This is a genomic window from Paracidovorax anthurii (assembly GCF_003269065.1).
Lineage (GTDB): Bacteria > Pseudomonadota > Gammaproteobacteria > Burkholderiales > Burkholderiaceae_C > Paracidovorax > Paracidovorax anthurii.
Genome location: NZ_QLTA01000050.1, coordinates 1 through 19,923, shown reverse-complemented (window position 1 = coordinate 19,923; position 19,923 = coordinate 1). Strand labels below are relative to the sequence as shown.

20 protein-coding genes are annotated in these 19,923 nt (G+C 60.5%); 3 read left to right on the top strand and 17 right to left on the bottom strand.

The window, feature by feature from the left end; all coding sequences use genetic code 11:
• Positions 1–523 precede the first annotated feature (523 nt).
• From AX018_RS19570 to AX018_RS19530, 9 genes are all read right to left on the bottom strand, one after another.
• Positions 524–1,369 carry a three-Cys-motif partner protein TcmP gene (locus tag AX018_RS19570; RefSeq protein WP_111880777.1) on the bottom strand — a complete coding sequence of 282 codons (846 nt, stop codon included), beginning with the start codon at positions 1,367–1,369 and terminating at the stop codon, positions 524–526.
• On the bottom strand, positions 1,366–2,649 hold the full coding sequence (locus AX018_RS19565; RefSeq protein ID WP_111880775.1) for a three-Cys-motif partner protein TcmP: 1,284 nt from the start codon (positions 2,647–2,649) through the stop codon (positions 1,366–1,368). Before AX018_RS19565 ends, AX018_RS19570 begins: the two co-directional genes overlap by 4 nt.
• A gap of 30 nt (positions 2,650–2,679) precedes the next feature.
• Positions 2,680–3,543: a DUF5131 family protein gene (locus AX018_RS19560; RefSeq protein ID WP_111880772.1), complete on the bottom strand. Its 864-nt coding sequence runs from the start codon at positions 3,541–3,543 to the stop codon at positions 2,680–2,682.
• A 54-nt stretch (positions 3,544–3,597) separates the two neighbouring features.
• On the bottom strand, positions 3,598–4,788 hold the full coding sequence (locus tag AX018_RS19555) for a GIY-YIG nuclease family protein (protein ID WP_111880770.1): 1,191 nt from the start codon (positions 4,786–4,788) through the stop codon (positions 3,598–3,600).
• Entirely contained in the window at positions 4,781–6,901 is a 2,121-nt protein-coding gene (locus AX018_RS19550; protein ID WP_111880767.1) for a DEAD/DEAH box helicase, read from the bottom strand. The genes AX018_RS19555 and AX018_RS19550 overlap by 8 nt, the downstream gene beginning before the upstream one ends.
• Positions 6,898–9,687, bottom strand: coding sequence for a class I SAM-dependent DNA methyltransferase (locus tag AX018_RS19545; RefSeq protein WP_111880765.1), 2,790 nt, complete (start codon positions 9,685–9,687; stop codon positions 6,898–6,900). The genes AX018_RS19550 and AX018_RS19545 overlap by 4 nt, the downstream gene beginning before the upstream one ends.
• Before the next feature lie 97 nt (positions 9,688–9,784).
• Positions 9,785–10,207, bottom strand: a complete 423-nt coding sequence (locus tag AX018_RS19540; RefSeq protein WP_111880762.1) for a type II toxin-antitoxin system VapC family toxin — start codon at positions 10,205–10,207, stop codon at positions 9,785–9,787.
• Positions 10,204–10,458, bottom strand: coding sequence for a FitA-like ribbon-helix-helix domain-containing protein (locus tag AX018_RS19535; RefSeq protein WP_087748584.1), 255 nt, complete (start codon positions 10,456–10,458; stop codon positions 10,204–10,206). Before AX018_RS19535 ends, AX018_RS19540 begins: the two co-directional genes overlap by 4 nt.
• Positions 10,459–10,553: 95 nt before the next feature.
• A complete protein-coding gene (locus AX018_RS19530) occupies positions 10,554–11,537 on the bottom strand; it encodes a MobA/MobL family protein (RefSeq protein WP_111880760.1) in 984 nt (327 codons plus the stop codon).
• Between the two features lie 221 nt (positions 11,538–11,758).
• Between AX018_RS19530 and AX018_RS19525 the strand changes: the two genes are divergently transcribed.
• Positions 11,759–12,073 carry a hypothetical protein gene (locus tag AX018_RS19525; RefSeq protein WP_111880758.1) on the top strand — a complete coding sequence of 105 codons (315 nt, stop codon included), beginning with the start codon at positions 11,759–11,761 and terminating at the stop codon, positions 12,071–12,073.
• Positions 12,074–12,139: 66 nt separating this feature from the next.
• On the opposite strand, the gene AX018_RS19520 is transcribed toward AX018_RS19525, so the two are convergent.
• The 4 genes from AX018_RS19520 to AX018_RS19505 all read right to left on the bottom strand — a co-directional run bounded on the left by AX018_RS19520 (position 12,140) and on the right by AX018_RS19505 (position 14,798).
• Positions 12,140–13,561, bottom strand: coding sequence for an AAA family ATPase (locus tag AX018_RS19520; protein ID WP_111880755.1), 1,422 nt, complete (start codon positions 13,559–13,561; stop codon positions 12,140–12,142).
• Positions 13,562–13,753: 192 nt separating this feature from the next.
• The gene (locus AX018_RS19515) at positions 13,754–14,065 is read right to left on the bottom strand and encodes a type II toxin-antitoxin system RelE/ParE family toxin (RefSeq protein ID WP_111880753.1); all 312 of its coding nucleotides are present in this window, start codon (positions 14,063–14,065) and stop codon (positions 13,754–13,756) included.
• Between the two features lie 86 nt (positions 14,066–14,151).
• Entirely contained in the window at positions 14,152–14,364 is a 213-nt protein-coding gene (locus AX018_RS19510; protein ID WP_245951712.1) for a CopG family ribbon-helix-helix protein, read from the bottom strand.
• A 119-nt stretch (positions 14,365–14,483) separates the two neighbouring features.
• The gene (locus tag AX018_RS19505) at positions 14,484–14,798 is read right to left on the bottom strand and encodes a helix-turn-helix domain-containing protein (RefSeq protein WP_111880750.1); all 315 of its coding nucleotides are present in this window, start codon (positions 14,796–14,798) and stop codon (positions 14,484–14,486) included.
• Positions 14,799–15,237: 439 nt separating this feature from the next.
• Between AX018_RS19505 and AX018_RS19500 the strand changes: the two genes are divergently transcribed.
• Both AX018_RS19500 and AX018_RS19495 read left to right on the top strand, forming a co-directional pair.
• Positions 15,238–16,023 (top strand): hypothetical protein, encoded by a 786-nt coding sequence (locus tag AX018_RS19500; protein ID WP_146749374.1) that lies wholly within the window; start codon positions 15,238–15,240, stop codon positions 16,021–16,023.
• Positions 16,024–16,099: 76 nt separating this feature from the next.
• Positions 16,100–17,287 carry a hypothetical protein gene (locus AX018_RS19495; protein ID WP_146749373.1) on the top strand — a complete coding sequence of 396 codons (1,188 nt, stop codon included), beginning with the start codon at positions 16,100–16,102 and terminating at the stop codon, positions 17,285–17,287.
• 24 nt (positions 17,288–17,311) lie between these two features.
• Here the strand turns inward: AX018_RS19495 and AX018_RS19490 are convergent, their stop codons facing one another.
• The 4 genes from AX018_RS19490 to AX018_RS19475 form a co-directional block, all read right to left on the bottom strand.
• Entirely contained in the window at positions 17,312–18,229 is a 918-nt protein-coding gene (locus AX018_RS19490; RefSeq protein ID WP_111880743.1) for a DNA-binding protein, read from the bottom strand.
• A gap of 57 nt (positions 18,230–18,286) precedes the next feature.
• The gene (locus AX018_RS19485; RefSeq protein ID WP_146749372.1) at positions 18,287–19,048 is read right to left on the bottom strand and encodes a hypothetical protein; all 762 of its coding nucleotides are present in this window, start codon (positions 19,046–19,048) and stop codon (positions 18,287–18,289) included.
• Complete coding sequence (locus tag AX018_RS19480) at positions 19,045–19,506, bottom strand: hypothetical protein (RefSeq protein ID WP_111880738.1); 462 nt, start codon at positions 19,504–19,506, stop codon at positions 19,045–19,047. The genes AX018_RS19485 and AX018_RS19480 overlap by 4 nt, the downstream gene beginning before the upstream one ends.
• Before the next feature lie 90 nt (positions 19,507–19,596).
• A partial coding sequence (locus AX018_RS19475; RefSeq protein ID WP_146749212.1) for a transposase occupies positions 19,597–19,923 on the bottom strand: 327 nt, incomplete at its 5' end.

Genomic DNA, 19,923 nt, shown 5'->3' with positions numbered 1-19,923 from the left:
TTGGGAGGCGCCCCCTTACGTACCCACCACCACCCCGGCTGGACCCAGAGATTGCCCCCTCCGAGCAACGCTCGGCTCTCCCATACACAAAAATGCAAGGACGAGGAAACCTGCAGCGTTTACAGTCTAGCGTCTGCACACAAGAGGAGGCATAGGGTCGGGCAGGTCGTGCATATCGGGCAAAGCTTCAAGGCGTCAAAAACCTCGAAACCAACTTTGAAAAAGCGGCCGGCGCCCTCGAAAGCGCCTGAACAGAAAACAACAATCTCAACCTCTCAAGTTCATAAGGAGAACGCCATGGACCCTGAAAATGTGTCATACGCTTTCAATGCAAACGGAAAATTTTCCTGGAGCAAAACCCTCGGACCTTGGGCTTTGGCGATTGCATGCTCTGCTCAGACGGGTGGACAGTTCCATTCTGCCCAACCCTATGCCCCTTCTACCTAGTTCGGCGCACGGCGTGAGCCAAGGCCATTGCTCTCGGAACTAACCCGCGTTGAATGACGGCGCATGGATGCAGTCATCAAAAGTCGAACTCGCGGTTGGGGCCTTGCGCCACATCGCCCCAGATCCGGTTCGGAAGCTCATGACGGCTGAAGAAGACTAGGTGATAAAGGGGCCGATTGCCGTCATCGCGAACTAGAGGCATGCGGTGGCTGATCGAGAACCCGAGCTTTTTCACCAGCCCGCACCAATAGTCAAAAAATTCCTCATCAGCATCGCCACGCACGAAAGCGAGAGGATCAACATGTTGGCGCCAACCGGGTGCCGCATCGTCAAATCGCGCGCGGTCGGGGTTGTACTCCATCAAGATGTTGCGGCGCAAATCCATCGTGCTGAAATGGACAGCAAAGTCAACATAGGGCAGGCGGGCCAGCTTCTCGATCACGTTGAACGAGAGGTACTGGAGGTTGTAGGGGTCAAGATACGCAAGGCAAAGTGCACTTTTGGGAATTTGCCCAAGCACTTGATCCACCGTGGATTCCGCTGCACCCGGGAATGCAGCTGCCGGGGCTCCCATACCCCGTAAGCGCTCGGCACAGGCGGCCGCACGGGCGGCATCTAGATCGCCAACAAGGCATGAGGTGAAAGCAATATCGTCTCGCAGCGAATGTTGCCATGCGACCTGGGCGCCGCCGGGGCGCGTCATCGTCTCGCCTTTGACCTGGATACGCCCAGGCCCACAAAACAGATCGACATACACGCGCTGCTTGAACTTCTCCCTCGCGCGCCGCGTGCCCTCCACATACTTCGCCAAGAAGGTGTGCTTCATCTCGGGAACCCAGCGACCAACACCCTCACCGGCCCGTCCAAGTTCGATTGGAAGATGCGGCATGGGGTCCGCGTCATGGACAAGACGAAAGCTCATTGCGCGAGCACCTCCGGAGACTTGAACAACGACCCCTGCCGATTGCGCTCAATCCAATCGGTGTCGCGCATGTACCTCGCGCGCCGCCGAACAGTACCGTCCTCGGCACGAATGACGATGTCCTTCTCACCGGACAACTTCTCCAGAACGTCTTTGTACATGCCGGAAGTACCCGGCGACGTGTTGCAAGTCGACGCGTATAACTGTCCGATCTGCACAGGCTGGCTTCGCCCGTAAATGTTGTCGGCCAGTTGTTGAACCAGCGCCTCAGACGACAACCGATGCGCCACATCGTCGAAAAGAAATCCGCCGGTGAATTCCTGTCGAAAGCCCATCATGTGGGTGGCGAGCATGTCGAGGCCTGGACCACCATAGTGGATGGAGTGATTCTGGTGCATCCAATGCACCTGCTTCATAACGTCCTGCGCGCGAGGATGCCGCGAGAGATGCACCAACCAGTATTCACCTTGACCACTGCCTTCCCCGCGAATGAAGAATGGCGTGAAATACTCAGCTCCGCATCCCCTTACCAGAGCCTGATAGAGAGCCGCCTGAATGAAGCGCCGCCAGTCAGCTGAATTTTCATCCTTGATCTGCTCGACCGTTCTCCCGCCCAATGCAGTTCGAATATCGATCGCCAACTTGTCGGACACCTGGTCGGTAAACTTGTCGTTGGTGTAAGTCGCGAAGGCCGAGACGTGGAACGTCAAGACGACCTCGCTGCCTGGCAGCTCTGCAAATATCTTTTGAATCAGCGGTGCCGGCACGTCGCTATAGCCGTACTGGTCAAGAAAGAAAAGCGCAGTGTTTGCGCGCGGCGTATGGTCTCGGACCAGTTGCAGCGCCGTGGATGAGGCCGAAACAAAATCGTTGTGGATGATGTGGATGGAACGACCCACAGCGTCGCCGTACCCTCGATCCTGCAGGACCTTTTTCAGATGTGACAGCGCCCGTGCGTCCTTGTCGATGAATACATATCGGACATCCAGATCGAGCGGCTTCGTTCTTTTGGCGTTGATCAGAACGCGTGCTTCCTCGACGGCTGCCAGCATCCGAAGAGGTGAGCCCATCACCTCCTGGTTCCGGCCTTTGAGCGTATACAGCCCGCCACCGCAAAAACCATCAACCAGCGTAATTCGAAGTCGCTCTCTGCCGCGGGCGTTCAGCGTTCTCTGCTCGAAATACCGAATTAGGTAGCCGACGAGCACCTCGTGCTTGGTGACACTATGCGGATCGATCTCTGCCGGACCGTTCCCCCAATCGTAGTGACTCTGTGCCAAGAGCTAGCCTTTCTTCGGTGTGAATCGAGGCTAAACCTGATTCTCGACGTTCGGAAACTGATCCCAATGGCGCCCGCCCAAAGTGCGGCCGGCTTTCCCTTTGCCGACAGCGGCCAATTTAACCTCTGAACCATCGCGCCTGACGATGTGAATCGGGGTCCGTCCGGTCACGACGTCCGACGACTGCTCAAGGGGGGCCCAATGCCCCCATTGTTTGAAGTGAAACGCCACGCCAGCTTCGTTGCATTGCTTGCGAAGGTCGTCTGGCCACTGCGGTTCCATGGGCCGCGAACCCGGCCCTGACTCGCCGCCAGCGATGACCCAATCCACCCGCGTACCGGCCTCGCCCACCCGCAACCAAGGGCGCAAGTCAAGTGGCCCTAGCAGCGGCTCGCACGAAAGGAACCGTACCGCGGGCGTGTCAAATTCCAGAAGATACTTCAGGCGCTTGCCAGCAGCGTCTTGGTTCTCGACGGTTGCACCCAGCCAGACACTGGAAGGAAACTCGTAGCCCTTCGGCAGTTGCTTGCGCACCAAGTGAATCCGCTTGGTCAACAGCAGCCAGTCAAGATGGGGCGTAGCCGCGATGAGTTCCAACAAACGAAGCCGATGGGGAACCAGGTCTTTACGGTTCTCAAAAACGTCCGCCATGGAGGCGCAAAACACACGCCGCCTGGTCTTGCTCTCCTTCGCTTCGCGGTCCCACTTCAGGGGCTCCTTCCAGTGCGCATCGCTAAAAAAGCGGCGCTCAGACTTTGCGCCCCAAACATCTTCCCCGAGCCGTTTAGCCCAGGTTTCAGCATAGCAATGGTCACAAGCATCGGACACGCGCACGCAACCCCACCATGGATTGAAGGTGTGGTGCGTCCATTCAATGCGGGTGTCTTTTCCCATAAGTCATCTCTCAGTGCAGCACATCAATGCACTGTTTATTTGCACAGTATAAATCTACTGCGCACCACGAATCAGCCGAGCGGTGTTGAGGTCATATGACACGCCGGTGATCGACCCATCGCGAATGCACTGCACGGCCTCATCGATCACATGCAGTGGCACCAGAAACCACTCCCTTGGTTTGACCGGATTTCCAAAGCGATCTTCTATCGTCAGGTCCAGCTGAGCGGCGCCGAACAGGCGATGAAAGATGTTCTCCAGCCTGGTGCGGTTCAGGTTGTGCAACTTATAGGTCGCGACGATGTCGACATCAGCCAGCAGGTAGGTGGCATCCTTGTCGGCAGCGGCGATGCGGGTCTCCACCCTGCCGCCGGTCACGCCGATCTTGTGGATCAACTCGCGGTGTTCGGCCACAAACGGATGGTTGGACTTGCTGCGCAGCACATAGATGGTGCCGGACTCGATGTCGTCGGGCTCGGCTTCGCCACCGAACAGAGGGCCCATGTCGGGGTCAGAAAGACGCCGACCGGTCTCGTCCTTGTAGAGCGCCCGTTGCAACGAGCGGCGCAGCAGGTTGCTTTCGGTGCCGTTGGCGTAGATGACGCGCAAGCGCGCATCGCTCTCGCCGTTCGGGGCCTTGATCGTGTCGCCGACCTCGGCCACGTAGGCAAGCTGGCCGCCCACGATGAAGTAGTTGCCATGGAAAACGCTGGCATCGCGGCCAAAAGGAAGGGCCTTGCGCACGCCGGATTTCAGTTCGCGCTCCACCTGCTCAAACAGGGGTTGGAAACGTTCGAAGTCCTCGCACGGCGTGCGGTCTGCCACCTCTTCAGCCGCACGTTTCTCGACACTGGATCTGACGTGGCGAAGCACAGTGATGTCGCTGGCGTCCGCAGGCTCTACGCTAATGCCCAGCTCGGCCAGCAGAGCATCTTCGTCCAAGGCATCCACATCCGTGTGGGCTACAACGGCGCCGCTCAGCAGCCCCGGGGTATCCAGTCCTGCCAACAGCGCAAGCGCTTCCGGCAACTTGCGCAACTGGTCCAGCCGCACGGCATACAACCGCTCGAAGATGTCGCCACCCTCGCTATGCTGAGGTACTCGCCCATGGGTCTGGTGGAAGCGTAGGATGTCTTCAAAGCCCGCGATGATGCGTTCCTCGCGCGGCGTGTGGCTTGAGGTCTTGAGTGGCGTCGCGTCGACGCCCAGAGCGTCCAGCAGCTCGTCATCGTCTAAATCAGCCATTGCTGGTCTCTCCTTTCGCCTGCGCTGCCTTGGCCTGGGCGCGATATCGCGCAAAGGCTGCCACGCCTTCTGCCATGCGTTTTTCCCAGGCATCGGCCGAGTTGATGTCGGGCAGGCGGCCACGCTCGTTCTTGAACTGCAGGGCCCGCTTCGATAGGTCGCGCGCTTCCTCCTCGGGGATGCTCACCTTTTTTGCCGCAATGGCGGCCTGCACCTGGCGCAGCGATTTCTCGTCCATCGCCTTGGCCAGTACCGAATAGGCGGCGTCAAACGGATTGATGCTGTCGATCAGGTCGATGTCCAGATCGCGCACGTTGACGAACTTGCGCACGCCGTCCAGCAATGCCGTGCTGCCCTGCACCGTGCTGCCGCCAGCATCGGCTTGGGCCAAGGCCAGTTTGGCCTGCTGGGTGATGTTCATGGCGGCGATGGCGTGCTGCCGAATGGCCTCCTGGTCGGCCTCGCTCAGCTCCGGGTACCGCTCACGCACGATCTTTCCCATGCGCAACTGCGTCAGTTCTTCGGGTACGGTGTTTTCCTTGTCGAACAGGCCGCGTTCCAGCGCGGTCTTGTCCTGCAAAAAGCTGGTGACCACCTCGTTCAAGTCTTCCTTGCAGATGCGGGTAGCCTCTGGCGTCTCTGGCTTGGCCAGGCCGTTGATCTCGACGTGATACTGGCCTGTGGCCTCGTTCACGCCAACATTCGTCCGGCCTTCTTGGTAGCCCTCGCCACCGTTGTACACAAAGCCATCCTGAGCACCCGCATTCTTGGGCGTGAACTCATAGCGCGGCGCCAGCACCTGCTCCATCAGCAGACTGGCTGAGATCGCCTTGAGCATGTCGTTCACGGCCTCGGTCACGGCGGATTGCTCGGCCGTCGGCTCTGCGATCAGATTGGTGAAGCGCGAGCGCTCCTTGCCCTTGGCGTCTCGCGTAGCGCGGCCGATGATCTGCACGATTTCGGTCAGGCTGCTGCGGTAGCCGATGGTCAGCGCATGTTCGCACCAGATCCAATCGAAGCCCTCCTTGGCCATACCCAGCGCGATGATCACGTCCACATGGTCGCGGTCGTCCTTGTGCGCCGGGTCTTTAAGCGCGCCCAGCACCCGCGTGCGCTTGGCCGCATCGCTGTCGTCGACCAGGTCTGCCACCTTCAGCACGCGGCCTTCTTTCGTCTGAACCAAATGAAAGCCGGTGACGGGATCAACGCCTGTCCAGGTGCCCAGGCCGTGCATGATCTCGTCGACTTCGCGCTGCTTGTCCTTCAGGCTCTCGCGCGCGTTGACGTTGGGGATGTGGACGATGGTCTTCAGCGCGGGGTCCAACACCTTGGTCACGGCGTCCACATACGGCCCGGTGTAGAAGAAATAGCCGATGTCCAGCGACTTGAGCCACTGGTATCCGTTGAGCTGTTCGTAGTAGGTGTAGGTGATGGTCTCGAATCGAGATTCGTCCGCCGGACCCAACACCGCCTCACTGTCGCCCCGGAAGTAAGAGCCCGTCATGGCCACCAAGTGCACTTTGTCGCGGGCAATGAAGGCGCCCAGTTGGCTGCCCAGCACGTTGTCCGGGTTGCTGGAGACGTGGTGAAACTCGTCGATGGCGATCAGCCGGTTGTCAAAAGCCGCGATGCCCATCTCTTCCACCGCGAACCGGAAGGTTGCATGTGTGCAGACCAGCACCTTGTCGCTGCTGGCCAAGAACTGGCGCACCGCGTCAACCTTGGACTTGGCTGCACGGGGTTCATCGCCGCCGGGCGCGTTGCACAGGTTCCATTGCGGAGCCACCTGCCAGTCCCAGTAGAAGCCGAACCGTGTCAAGGCTTCGTCCGCAAAGCTGCCGCCGATGGACCGCTCCGGCACCACCACGATGGCCTGCTCCAGGCCTTGGTTATGCAGCTTGTCCAGCGCAATGAACATCAACGCGCGCGACTTGCCAGAGGCCGGTGGCGACTTGATCAGCAGGTACTGCTCGCCGCGCTTGGCATAAGCACGCTCCTGCATGGCGCGCATGCCCAGTGCGTTGGCCTTGCTAGACGCACCCGTGCGCGCCGTGGCAATGGACACCGACGGCACGGTGTATGCGTTGGTCGGATTGGTGGCCTGGTCGCTCATGATGTTTTCTTCCTTCCTTTTGCTGCCTTTGCGGCAGGCTTGCTCTTTTTTACTGCCGTCATCTTCGTATACAGCTCAAACAACTTTTCCAGGCGCTCAGTGTCATTTTTGCAGCGGCGACCTATGTAAATCCGCTCTAGAACTTCGTCGTTACGCTCGTGGGCGTGGCGCAGGTTATCCGGCATGTTTTCCGGGTCATACAGGTCAGCAATGGTGGCCGGGAAGTGTGCTTCTCGACTCAGCAAGATGCTTTCTGCGCAACTGGTCAAATCGGCTTTGTTTTGATCAGTGAGAAGCGGCACTGGAAAAGTGTTCCATCCGACAGTATTGGAATAGGAAAAGTCCGTTCGCATTCGCACGCAAACAGTGCCTATCCAAACCCAGTGCAAGCGCGAAGCAATGAGTGCGAGGTTCCAGAGCGGTGCATCGTAAAGCGCAAAGCATTTGTTCGACACGATGCAATTTGCCGGCAAATAGTCGCAAGGTAGATATGGTCGGTTTTCCGAGCTGACGCCAGGAACCAAGATCTGATTCTCCTTTGCTACCCCTGCGATCTGGACAAAACGGTGTGGCCGCTTGGAAAATTGACGCGTTGACTCAGCATCAGATTCACTGCGACTTTCCGCGACCAACTTGAGACGTTGCGCGATGAAGGCACTTTCTTTTGCGATGTCTGCATCTTCATCTTCGATCCACAAGCAATACCGCTGTCTTCCGTTGATGAGTTCATCCGAACCGACGAAGCGCTTGACGAAGCGCTGCACGGCTGCGTCTTCGGTTGTGACAATTCTTGCCAAATCACTATTTAGAAACAGATTCCCTCCATCACGGGGCATATTTCCGAACAGCATGGTCGATTGCTCACCAATTGGTTCAGTCGCCTTTTGCACATAGGCAAGGCTATCTGGCACAAGATATGGCCCTATTGCTGAACACTGCTTAACTAATTCATTCTGATAGAGCTTCTTGGGCAATGATGATTTCTTTCCCAATCCGACCACCACTACTGTCACACCGGCATTCTTGCTAGCAAGATTTGCCCATTTAAACGAGGTGTGTGCGAATCGAAGCTCACAGTGACGTTCAAACGCGACTGGCCAAACGTCGATCGCCTGTTGCCCCTGGCACACGCTGTTGGTCGCGACGAAGGCCGAAACAGCGTTCGGAACTTTATCGGCATAGTCGAAGAAGCGCGCAAACCACCCGGAAACTAAGTCTGTGGTCTTTGCCAGCTTCGGATGTTTTACCCAAGCGTTAGCCAAATCATTCTTCTGCTCGTCTGTTTGCCACTTGCTTCCGCGATACGGTGGGTTGCCGCAAATGTACGTTTCTCCACCCTCATTCGCGAAATCGATCTGCGCTTGGTCAAGTGGCGCTTCAAACAAGTCATCAGCGAGTAGTTTGACTCCCGTACCAGTTGGAGGACAGATACTTAGCCAATCAAGCTGCAGAGCATTGCCGCAGACAATCCAATTCTGCGCATCCAATGGTAAGAACTCCGCCAGGGCATCTTTCTGCCCTCGATGCAGCACGTCGCACTGGAACTCGGCGATGATGAGCGCCAAGCGCGCAATTTCTGCTGGGAAGTTGCGAAGCTCGATGCCTCTGAAGTTAGTTAGCGGGATCTCGCTCCCCAAATGAAGTTCATCCCTTCGGCGGTTGATCTCCGCTTCGATGTCGCGCATTTGCTTGTAAGCAATGACCAGAAAGTTTCCCGACCCGCAGGCCGGATCGAACACCCTGATGCGCGCTATGCGCTTACGCAAGTTCAGCAGCTTGCGCTCGTTGTCGCTCGCCTCATCCAGCGCAGCACGCAGGTCATCCAAGAACAGTGGATTCAACACCTTCAAGATGTTGGGCACGCTGGTGTAGTGCATGCCCAGGGCGCCGCGCTCCTCGTCGTCAGCCACGGCCTGGATCATGCTGCCGAAGATGTCGGGGTTGATCTCGCGCCAGGTCAAGGCCCCGGCGTGTAGCAGGTAGGTGCGCGCCATGCGCGTGAAGCGCGGCACCTCAGTGCTGCCAGAGAACAAGCCGCCGTTCACGTAAGGGAAGCCGTTGGCCCAATTAGGCAAACGTGGCATGGCGGTGGCGCGGTATGCCACCTTGATGTTCATGGCGCGGAAGATCTCCGACAGCACCTCGTGGGTGTTGCTGCCGTCGCTGGCGCTCATCTGATCCACGGTCTGGGTGAACAGGCCTTTGCCATTGAAGATGTCGGTGTCTTCAGCAAAAAAGCAGAACACCAGGCGCGCCATGAAGTGGTTCATGTCGCTGCGGCGCTCGTCCGTGGCCCAGGCCGGGTTCTCGCGCAGCAGTTCGACGTAGAGCTTGTTCAGGCGCCCTGTGGCGCGCACGTCGATGGGGTTGTCCTTGATCTCCTTGATGGTGGAGATGCCGGCCAGCGGCAGCAGGAAACCAAAGTGGTTCGGGAAGTCTGGAAAGGCGCTGACGATGGTTTCGCCGCTGGCCAGTTCTTCGGCTTCCAGGGTCTGGCCATCAGTGGCGAGGATGAACTTGGCCTTGGCCTTCGTCGTGGCCGGGCTGGCGCGCAGCGCCTTGAGCGTGTCGCTCACGGTGCCGGCCGCGCACACTGCCAGGTGGATGTTGTTGCGCAGCAGCACGCCGCCGGCCACGTCCGAGGCATTGTTGTTGCCCGTACGCAGGCGCTTGAGTGTGGTGTCCTTGTTGCCGAAGGCGGCCAGAAACGTGAACGGGAATTCCGCTGCGTCAAAGGGTTGCAGAGCCAGTTCTGAAATGGCTTGTTCGATTTCTACTGCGTTCATTGGCTGACACGATCCAGACCCCGCCCCTGCGGAACGGGCGCGGCTTCAGCCGCGATAAAAAAGTACGGGAGCGAACTCCGCATAGGCCTGCGCATGCCTACACCTGAGCCCATGGGTTGATGACGGTGACACCCGCTGCCTCGAACGGGCTGGTGTCTCGGGTGGCAACGGCAAAGCCGTTGGCCGCCGCGATCGCCGCGATGTAGCCATCGGCCGTGGCGACGGCCAAGCCAGCGCCGCGGGCCTTCGCCATCAGCGCCGCATATGCCTGGGTGCAGGCCAGGTCGAACGGCAGCACGCGACCGGCGAACAACGGCAACACCCGCTTTTCCAAGTTCTCTTGCAGGCCTGCGCGTCGCTTGCCAGTCGGCAGCAGTGCGACACCTGCCCGCAACTCCGCCACCGCGATGGCGGAGAGGAACAAGGTCTCCATTGCCTGAGCGTCGATCCACTCGATCACACGCGGCTCAGGAGCGTGCCGGAGTGGCTCCGACATCACATTCGTGTCGAGCAAGATCATTCGAAGCTCACAGGCCGTGCAGGCGTCTTGTCGCGCACTTGCTCGAACACCGCGAATTCTTCATCGCTCAGTTTGGCTTGACGGCCCATGTCGGCCAGGAGAGAACCCAGCTTCACGCGCCCCTTGGGGCTGATCGCTGACTCCAAAATCTCGCGCACCTCGGCCTCCATGCTCTGGCCGTGCTGGGCAGCACGGACGCGCAGAGCACGGTGCACTTCCTCGGAAAGGTTGCGAACTGTCAGCATAGCCATGGCGATCACCTCGAATGCATTCGATGCATGCATTCTACAGCCGCGCATTCAACCCCGGCAGAGGGGTCGCCCTGAACCTTGGAACGCCCCCGAAATCAGCGTCCTGGACGTCGCCGGGCCGGGCGCGAGCCGTTACTTGCGGCTTCTTGTTGGGAATCGGCTCGTGGACCTTCAGGCTTTGCCATCGGCCTGAAGACCGCGCCCTTCGACATCGTTGGCTGTGGTCGGCGCCGCCACACCAGCAAGTCGGACGCACGGTCCTCGACATGCTCCGGGCGCTGAGCGTCTGGTTTGGGCTCGGTCCGCGCAGCGAGACGCGCTTTCATGCGCACCAACTTGCTCATTTGCTCGTCAATATCCGCAATCCGCGCATTCCGGCGTCGTAGACGCGCGTTGAGACTGGCTCGCTCTCGGGCTGCAGCACCGTTGATGCCAACGTGGCCAGTGGGGAGTCGGTCAATCCCCCGGGCCTTGAAGCTGCGGTGGTCAACACGCGCATCGGAGCCCTTGCGGGCAAGCGCAGCGTTCACCGAGTGCTCCCAACGTGGCCGCAACCACGACACGGAATCCGCCGCGCCACTTCGCTTGCACGCGATGGGGTCGAGCCGCTCTGCCTTTTTTCCGAGCACGCCGTCGGCGTCGACCGTGCATGCGGTCAGGAGCAGGTGCGCGTGAAAATTTCGATCATCGCCATCACGGGACGGCATGTGCAGGGCGCAGTCCACGCCGACCCCAAACTCTTGGGCGATTTCCTTGGAGAAGCTGAAAGCCAGCGCGGCCCGTTCGTCGGCATCAAGCTCGCCGGGAAGCGCGAGCACAACCTCCCTTGCAAGGACCGCGTCACGTCGACGGTGGTGTATTTCGATGCCGTTCCAGAACTGCTGGCGGTCAAGCACGAGCCGGCCACTCGGCAGGTGGATGCGCGCATCGAGCACGCCCCTTCGGCGGCGGTAGTCGAAGACTTGCCCGGTGCGCTGATCAATGATCAACGCACCGGCACGGTATGCAGCGGCGGCCGTCGCGGAGCGGCCGCTGGCGCGAGCAATGGGCGCGCGTGCGCTCAAGTGAAAAATAGCCATTCGCAGTTCCTCAGGGGTGTCGGGGCGCCGCCCTGACCGCACGTAATCCTGCGGAGCGGGATTACTCTAAGTGCGCCATTCAGGGGTAAGTCGTTCGCGACCACTATCCAAGAGCCATTCGCAATATGGGCGAAATGACCGGGGGTAATCAGGACCACGCAGCCCCACAGCTGGCTTGCCAATTCATACACTGTACTGAGCCAACGTATCCAAATGCCGCCATGACACCCAACAACATCGAGTCAATTGACATCAAACTGCAGCAGCTCAAAAACCGACGCGCCCAGTTGCTCGCACAGCACGATGCGGCCGAGCGAAAACGCATCACGCGCCAAGCCGTGATCATCGGCAAGTGGATCATGTCCAAGCGACCGGAACTCGTGTCGGAGATCGCCGGCATGCTGGTGCGTGATCAGGACCGCGCGGTGTTCAAGCTGCCGCCCACGGCTGGCACAGGACAAGTAGCGTCCGGGGCTACCCACATCGACATCTTGCTGCCACCGGATGACGACGCCGCGGCCCCGGCCCTCGTGTGAGCGGCAGCAGCGGCGAGCAGAATGGCTGGGCGCTGCTGCAGATCTACGCGCGCTTTCACATGCCTATCAGCTGTGCACAAACCCCATTGCCGTGCGTCGAGTTGGCAGGCGCTCATCCATGCGCAGCGTGGGCCAGTCCTCTTCAACGAGATGGCTGCGTTGCGCCATCAACGCGCGTGCGAACGCGATCTCCGCAGCGAGCTTGATAGCTCGCGGGCTCATGTCCGCAATCTGCCTGTTCAGCGCTGCCGGTAGCTCAGCGGAGAACCGTACCCCCATCTTGCGGATCAGCTCGCTCAGGATCTCCCTGGCGATGGCCACCAGTTGCACTGATGAAGGCGGCGAGATCTGGAAAACCAGCATTCGCGAGCGCAGCGCGCCGGGGATCTGATCGATGTCGTTGGCTGTTGCGACAAGCCTCAAGTGACTGGCATCGAAGACCAGATCGGGCAACGACTGGTCAACGAAAAACTTCGAGGTGTGCTCTTCCAAAAGCGAATACAGCGGCCCCAGCCCGCTGTACCCGGTCGTGTTGGCTTTGTCGATTTCATCGAGCACGAGAAGTCCATTCGCCACCGGGTCGTGCCCGGCACGGCCCCAGGCGAGGAACTCGAAGACTTGGCCTGGCGATGAGTTGGACCAGAAGGTGCTTGATCCCCCAATGGAGCTGCCGTTGGTCTCGGCCGCCATGGACACGAACAACGGTGGTGGCGTGCCCAGCAGGTCAGCCAGCAAATTGGCGAATCTCGTCTTCCCGATCCCGGGCGCGCCTACGAGCAGGATGGGCGCAAGCCGGTGCGGCAGGCCTTGCGCGCACAGTGCGATGTGCGGGCGGATGGCCGTCTCGATCACCTGCTCGAAACTTGGGAAGCTCTCCGCCAAGGCATCGAGGCGTTGCAGCCAGTCTCCAGGCGGTGGCGCCATCGGCCGGCTGATACCGCTGAGCGCCAAGCGCTCCAGTGTTTGTGCGATCCTGCGCCCGGCCTCGCCATCACGGCCTTTGATGCGCTGCTCGAGCTGATCAGCGTCTTCTGCAAACTTGAAGACATTGACCGGCTCGCATGCCCGCGGCCCGCTGACCAGCGTCATCAGATCGAGGCCGCCTTCCAGGTCTGGCAGGTCGAAGTCCGGCACAATTTTTCCGGCCGGCTGCGTGCTTTCGCGTAGCTCGGCCACCAGACGACGGTTGTGCAGTTCCTGCAAGGCCTCCGACAGGCTGGTCAGGACCGAGTGCTCCCGATCGCCGCGCCGCGGCGAGAAATCGAACATCACGTGCAGAGCGCCGGCCACTTTCACGCAGCTCACTGCAGCCCGGCGGGGCTGCCTGCGCCCCAGGATCAGCGCAAACGCGCGCAGGAAAATTTCGCTCAGTTGCCGTCCATCTCGCGAAAGCTCGGGGTCGAGCCGAACGCTCAGCCAGTCGGGGCATTGGAACAGCGGCAGCAGCTCGGCCACGCTGACGGTGGGTTCAAACAAGTTTTCAGTCATCCATAACTTTCAGTTGGGGCGGACGAAGTCCGCAAAGACGCCGTCAAGTGCGGCGCGCCAACTGGGGGATGGATGACCTATCTTCGCAACCTACGACTGCTGGAACCGCGCAGCCGCTGTCCTGCTGCCGCAATGGCGGGCAGTGAGGTGGAGAAGGCTGGCGGGTAGGACATTGAGCGGATGAGGTGAGCGCTATGGCACTTTACGCGCAGGTGCCAGGTTGGGCAAGAAATCACGACGACGCAGGGGGGGGTCGAAATTTGCACCCCATAAGTAGCCCACTTCTTTCTGGTGGCGCACCGCAAGGATGACGACTGCGTTCAGGTCAAGGCTGCAGCGGGTTACGTAGCCGCTGTCGCCGAAGTCGGCGATCCATTCCCGGAATTCGTCGGACACGTCCTCGATGAGGCGGCCAATGCCAGGCGGAAGCTCCAGCACCTTCACGCTCTGGTGGATGGCCTTCACTGCCCGCTTGGCGGCCTTGAGGTTCTTGGGTACCTGAATGTTGTGTTCGCGACCAGATTAGACGTGGCATGCAGGCGGTTTGATGTCGTTGCCCTGTTCGAGCCGGGGCAAGCCAGGCATCAGCCTCATCGACGGTCACAAGCATTCCGGTGGCCCGGTACTCCTCCCATGCCTCGAGCGCGTCCGGCGGAATGCCTCGCGCGATCGACGTCCTGGGTGATCGCTTCGCGCATCAGCCAATGCGACGTGCGATGGCATGCCTCAGCCAAGCGCTTCACGCGGGCCTTTGTCTCCTCGTCGATCTTGATTGCCACGGGGCGAACGGCAGGAGCGGTCATGGCGGGCTCCATCAGAGTATCTCAAGGTACTACCTCAGCATACTTTCGCCTACTGAGTGTCAAGCTGCTCAAGTAAGCGTGAGGATGGCGTCCAACCCGACGACTTCCACTCTGCGCGACTACTGGCTGGTCGCAGCGCCTTTTGCAACAGACATCTCGCTCTCGAATTGAGTGACGAGGGCTGACGCGCTGCACCCTAAGGCCGCGGCGATCTTCACGACGCCGACCAGATTCGGAACATTCTGGCCACGCTCCAGCCGCCCCAGATAGGAGCGGTCCACCATTGCCTTGAGTGCCAAGCCTTCCTGCGAAACACCTTGCGCGGAGCGCAAGGCGACAACGGCCTGACCAAACGCCTGTGCGATGGCTGGATCTGTGGACTTTGCGCCGACCGGCCTTCCACCTTTGAGATGCTGAACTTGCTTCGTTGACATTCATTTCAGCGTCTCAATTCTGTGCAAAATAGACCACGGTAAATTAATCCCATAGAATCAAAACGGCATCACGTATGCGACCAACGGTCGAGGTCGCGACACATCACAAGGGAGCAATTAAATGAAGGTTGAAACACGCGCCACCGTCTCCGTAGCTGCAGCACTGCTGTACTTGGCCGCGCAAAACGCAGCCAGTGGGCAAGCCGCGCCCTTATTACCAAACAACTCAGCGAAGGTGGCCGTAGCCTCAGCGCAATCCCCGGCTGATACCTCTACAGCTACTGCGGACGCGACCAGAGCTCAAGCCGCAGTCGCAGCCCAACGTGACGCAGATCCAAAGCTCAACGGCTCCGTCGGAGACGTACCAGCAAAGCCATCGAGCAAGTAAGCGGCTCCCGCTGAATTGCCCGTCTCTCCAGTCATCCCCCCAAAAAGACACATGCGTCTTACTTCACGATCTGCGGCCAGCCTCATCATCGCCGCTCTGGTTCTCGGTAGTTCCGCATTCGCCCAAGGCATCCAGAGACCGCAGGACACCAGCAACGCAATCGCCAGCTACGAAGTTCTGGGGGTGCGCCTCGGAATGTCCGAGGCCGAAGCCATCGCGGCCATCAAACAGCGGTTTCCTGCCGGCTCGAAGAACACGGATGGCCGGCCCGTCAATCTGAAGATGTCGGACTACGAGCTGTCGAGCCCCCGCACGCAGGCCAAGGTCAGGGCCGGTGTGCGCTTCGATGTGCACCCTGAGCAGAAGAGCAATTTCAGCTTCGTCAAGCTGTTCGTACATGAGGGCCGGGTCTGGGCCATCTGGCGCGACGACATGGGCTCACGCTACCCGTACGACGCCACCGTGGCCGATCTGCAAGCGAAGTACAAGGGGGCGGCGGTGATCCCCAGCGCCTTCATGGTCGTGACCGGCAACAGCATCGTGCCGCAGCCCGGGCCAGCGGCAATCGATGGGCTGCAGCTGTACCAGGGGCCACAGTGCATCGCGCCCCCGTTCGCCCGCTCGGGCAATGGGGACAAGATTTCCCTCGATCCCGGCTGCAACCGAGCTTTCCACCTGAGCTATCAGCCGCGCCTCGAGAACGGGGTGAAGGTCCTTGCGTCCGGCCATGCCCAACTGGTGGATCTGGAAGCCGGCCGATCCTTCATGCGCTGGATGTCCTCGGGTGCCGGCGACATCCAGGGCAACAAGCCGCGCACGGGTGACGCGAAGCTGTAATGGGCATGAAGGAACGCTTCGCCATGGGTGGTCTTTCGCGTGCCGCAGCTGCATACGTGGAGGAGCGCCTGCCTCGATGTTCTCGATGTTCTCGATGAAGCCTCCCCTGAACTTTGTTCTTCCACTTCGGAATCAGGGGATCGCTATGCTCGAATCAATTCTTCTCGTTTTTTATGCCATCGCATCGATTGCGCTGGCCGTGTGGGTCCGCCGTGCCTTCAGGCTGCGGCTGGACTGGTCCCATCCCGACATGCGCAAGCCCGTCTTCGACCGAACGGTGCGCAGCACTGGCGGCGCGGGCGCACTCGGCGCGGCTGACGCCATCAGCAGCGCCGCGCTGACCAGCGCGTCTCCCAACGTGGTGATGATGTTCATCATCGTCGTCGCGGGGCTGTTCGGGGGATTCATTGGCGCCGGTGTACTGCCCGCCCTGGTCGGCGGCATCGGTCAACCGAACTGGATGGGCATGATGGCCCTGGTCGTGGCCGCGCTGGCGTGGGTCTGGATCGGTGGGTGCCTGGCGCTGCCCGTGCTGATGCTGGCGTTCGGACTGGCACCCGTCATCATCGGGATCGGCCTGCTCGGCTTCGCCGTCATGGCGTTCTGGCAGACCTTCAGTTCAGGCCATCCCAATCCGTTCAGTGGGAATGGAACATGGCAAGCGGCCTTCGGCGCGCGGGTCGACTACAACGTGTGCGCTGCCGGTACGAGCCTGATCACGCTCGGCAACCCCGCCGATATCGGCCGCAAATGCAAACAGCAGATCGTCGGGCCGCATCCCGTCGAAGGTCGCTTTGCAGGCGTCTACAGCTGCGGCAAGGGCCAACGGATCGCAGCCATCGTGGAGGTGCGCCCTTTCGGCCCATACCGCAACGGCTCGAAAGATGCCGAGTTCCAGTTCAGCGATCAGCCGGAAACCATGTTTCCCAATGGCGCTTTCGCGGGCTTCGTGCGGCCGATCGGCGCAAGTGGTGAATTCCGATCGGATGGCCTGGCTTGGACGCAAAAGCCTGGGCCGGGCTGGGGCAAGCCCGATCAACTGGCCATCACAGCGACACCGGCCGGCGGCATCAGTGTGAGGCTCATGAACACGCCCTGCGCGACGCTGCAGGCCCAGCAATGCGAACCCGCCGAGGCCGGCCGGGTTCCCACCTGTGAGAAAGAGCTCGCGAGACTGGGCATCAAGCTCTACAAGCCCCGGACGCTCAAGGAACTGAGCCAGACGATCGCAGAGCAGGAAGCTCGGCAGGCACGATCCCGCTGAGCCTCCTCGGATCACGTCGCGACGCTAGTCGTGTTGCGGCGAGGTCGATGCCTCTGCGGCGGCACGGGAGTCGCCGACATCCTTCTGGATATCACGCAACCGGTCGATCTCCGCGACCTGCACGGCGCAGCGTGCGTCAAGAGCAGACATCATGGTGGACAGCCGCAGCATCTCCTTATGCGATGTCCGCTCGGCATCCGAGGCTTTTTCCCGCTCCTCCTGCAGGCGCTGCAGCTGCAGCGCGAGCCTGGACTCCCGAGCTGCGCTTTCGTTGGCACGCTGCTGCTGCGCGTGGGCCCGAGAAGTAGCGACCGCCTCTGAACGCTGGGCGCGCGCGACGTCGTCATGGCTGGCTTTCAGCAATTGCCGGGATTGGTCCAATGCCGCCTGAAGGTCTGGCACCTGCTCCAGCCGCAAGGATGCGCGCACCAGTTCCTGGCGCACGGTTTCCGCCTGTGCACGTTCACGCTCGGCACGCTGCTCGGCCTCGGCGACCGTCGCGGCCGTCAGCGCCTTCAGCGCATCCATTTCCCGCTCGTTGGCCTGCAATAGGCCCTGGTGCCGCAGCAGTTGCGCCTGCGTCGTGGCCAGAGCGGCATTGCTGGCGTTGAGTTGGGCTTCGGTCTCGGTCATCTGCTTTGCGAGTTCATCGAAGGCGTCCTCCGCCTCCTTGGCGCGCAACTCCGCCTTGCTCGAAGCCTGCGCCATCGCTTTTACAAGCTGGGCCCGCATCAAGTCGCCGATGGCTGGGTCAATGTCGATGCCGCTTTCATCGCGCGCGGCACGAGCCTCCTTCCATGTCCGCAACATGGGCATGAGGGTCGTGTGGGACCCTCCGCCAAGCTTGTCCCGGACGGAGCGCACGCTGGGCTCATGTCCTTCCTGTTCGATGGAGTCGGCTGCGGCCGCGAAGGCGCTGTAAGTAATTTCGGTCATGGTCATTCTTTCTGTGTACGGGCTGGATAACGGTGGCGTTATCGGGTGTTACGGCGTTACGCGTTACACGGCGTTATCACGTGGGCTGGCGATGGGCGGGACAGGGATGCTTGTGTCCTCCCCCCAAGGCGGAGGCACATGGATTGGCGGCCCGGGCGGCTCGGCCATGTGCTCTTCGCCCAGCCGTTCGGGCCACACCTCCAAGGCTTCCCCAAAGCGAAGCTCAACCTGCGGCTTCAACACTTCGATGCCGGGAAAGGAGGCATGCCCCTGCTTGATGCCGCGCCGGTACACCTCCAGTGCCCGTCCTTGATGGCCGATGAGCACGGCATTGCGGCCGTTGAAGCCACCCAGTCCGGCCGGATAGCGGACCGAAGGACGGTAGTCCTCGAACGCCTTCATGAAGTCGCGCCGGGCAAAGCCAACGCGCTCGATGTCCCGGACCCACTGCGTGGTCTTGAACCACCCGCCGATGACATCGACGGCAAAGTGGATCGCGGGGTGTTCGAACACGATTAGGAACTCGCGGTACGAACACTCTTTGGCCGCCTGCTGCACCATCAGCCAGGCACCCGAGATGCCGCCAAAACGCAGGCGGTACAGCTCCTGGTAGATCGCAGCCATGCTGGGTGCGAAAGGCGAGTTCAAGGCGAAGTTGTCGAACGCCTGGCGCAACTCGATGGGATCGCAGTCCGCGAAGGCCGCGCACCACTCAGTGGCTTCCAGTTGGCCGAACTCCTTGCCGGTCCGTTCGGCGACCAGGCACAGGCACTCGCCGACGACCCGCACGACGGCACCGGATGCACGGGATACTTGTGGCGTCATGCTGCATCCCCTTCCGGTTCCGAAGCCGGGAGCATGCCGACGTCGGTGATCTCCGCGTGCTGGTGACCCAGGATGGCTTCGAAGTGCCCCGCCGTGCTACGGGTAGCCGGTTTCAGTTGGCCGGACCGGCTTCGCACATTGGCCGTGCTGCCGAGGCGCAGGATGCGGTCTGAGTCCTTGCAGATCACATCGAGCGTGTCCATCCGCTGCGGCTGTTTTGCAGTACGTCCCTGATAGAAGTCGCTATCAGCGGCGTTGTCGATCGCGCGGCAGATCTGCGACGGACTGAAACCTTCGGCCAATCTGGCCTTCACGACGCTGGTGCGGGACGCCGTCAGCTTTTCTCCAGGACGACCTGTACGCTGTTTCCAGTGCTCAAAGATCTGGACTACCGCGTCAACTTCGCTGACCTGTTGGAAGTCTTCCTTTGTGCCCGTTTCCGTGGCACTGCTGAGCAAGGAACTATCGGCAGTGGAAGCAGGAGGGAATGCGTCGGAGAAAGATTCCTCTTCTTTTTGATCCTGTTCATCTACTGTCTTAGAACGTGTTTACGATCTTCTGAGTAGCAGAGCCAGAAACGCCAAGTGGACGAACTGTAAGCTGGTGTTGAGCCATCGCTCACAGTTCTTCCATAGCCGCCGGTTCTTGTCCAGCCAAGCAAAGCTGCGCTCAACCACCCAGCGCTTGGGCATGACCTTGAAGGTGTGCAACTCGCTTCTCTTGGCGATCTGCACCGTCACATGCTCACCCAGGATGTCCTTGACGCCTTGCGCGAAGGGCTCGCCTGTGTAACCGCTGTCCGTCAGCACACTTTGCACCCGCCCCAGCGAGCGCTTGCAGCGCTTGAAGGCCGCAAGCGCTCCCTTGCGATCAGT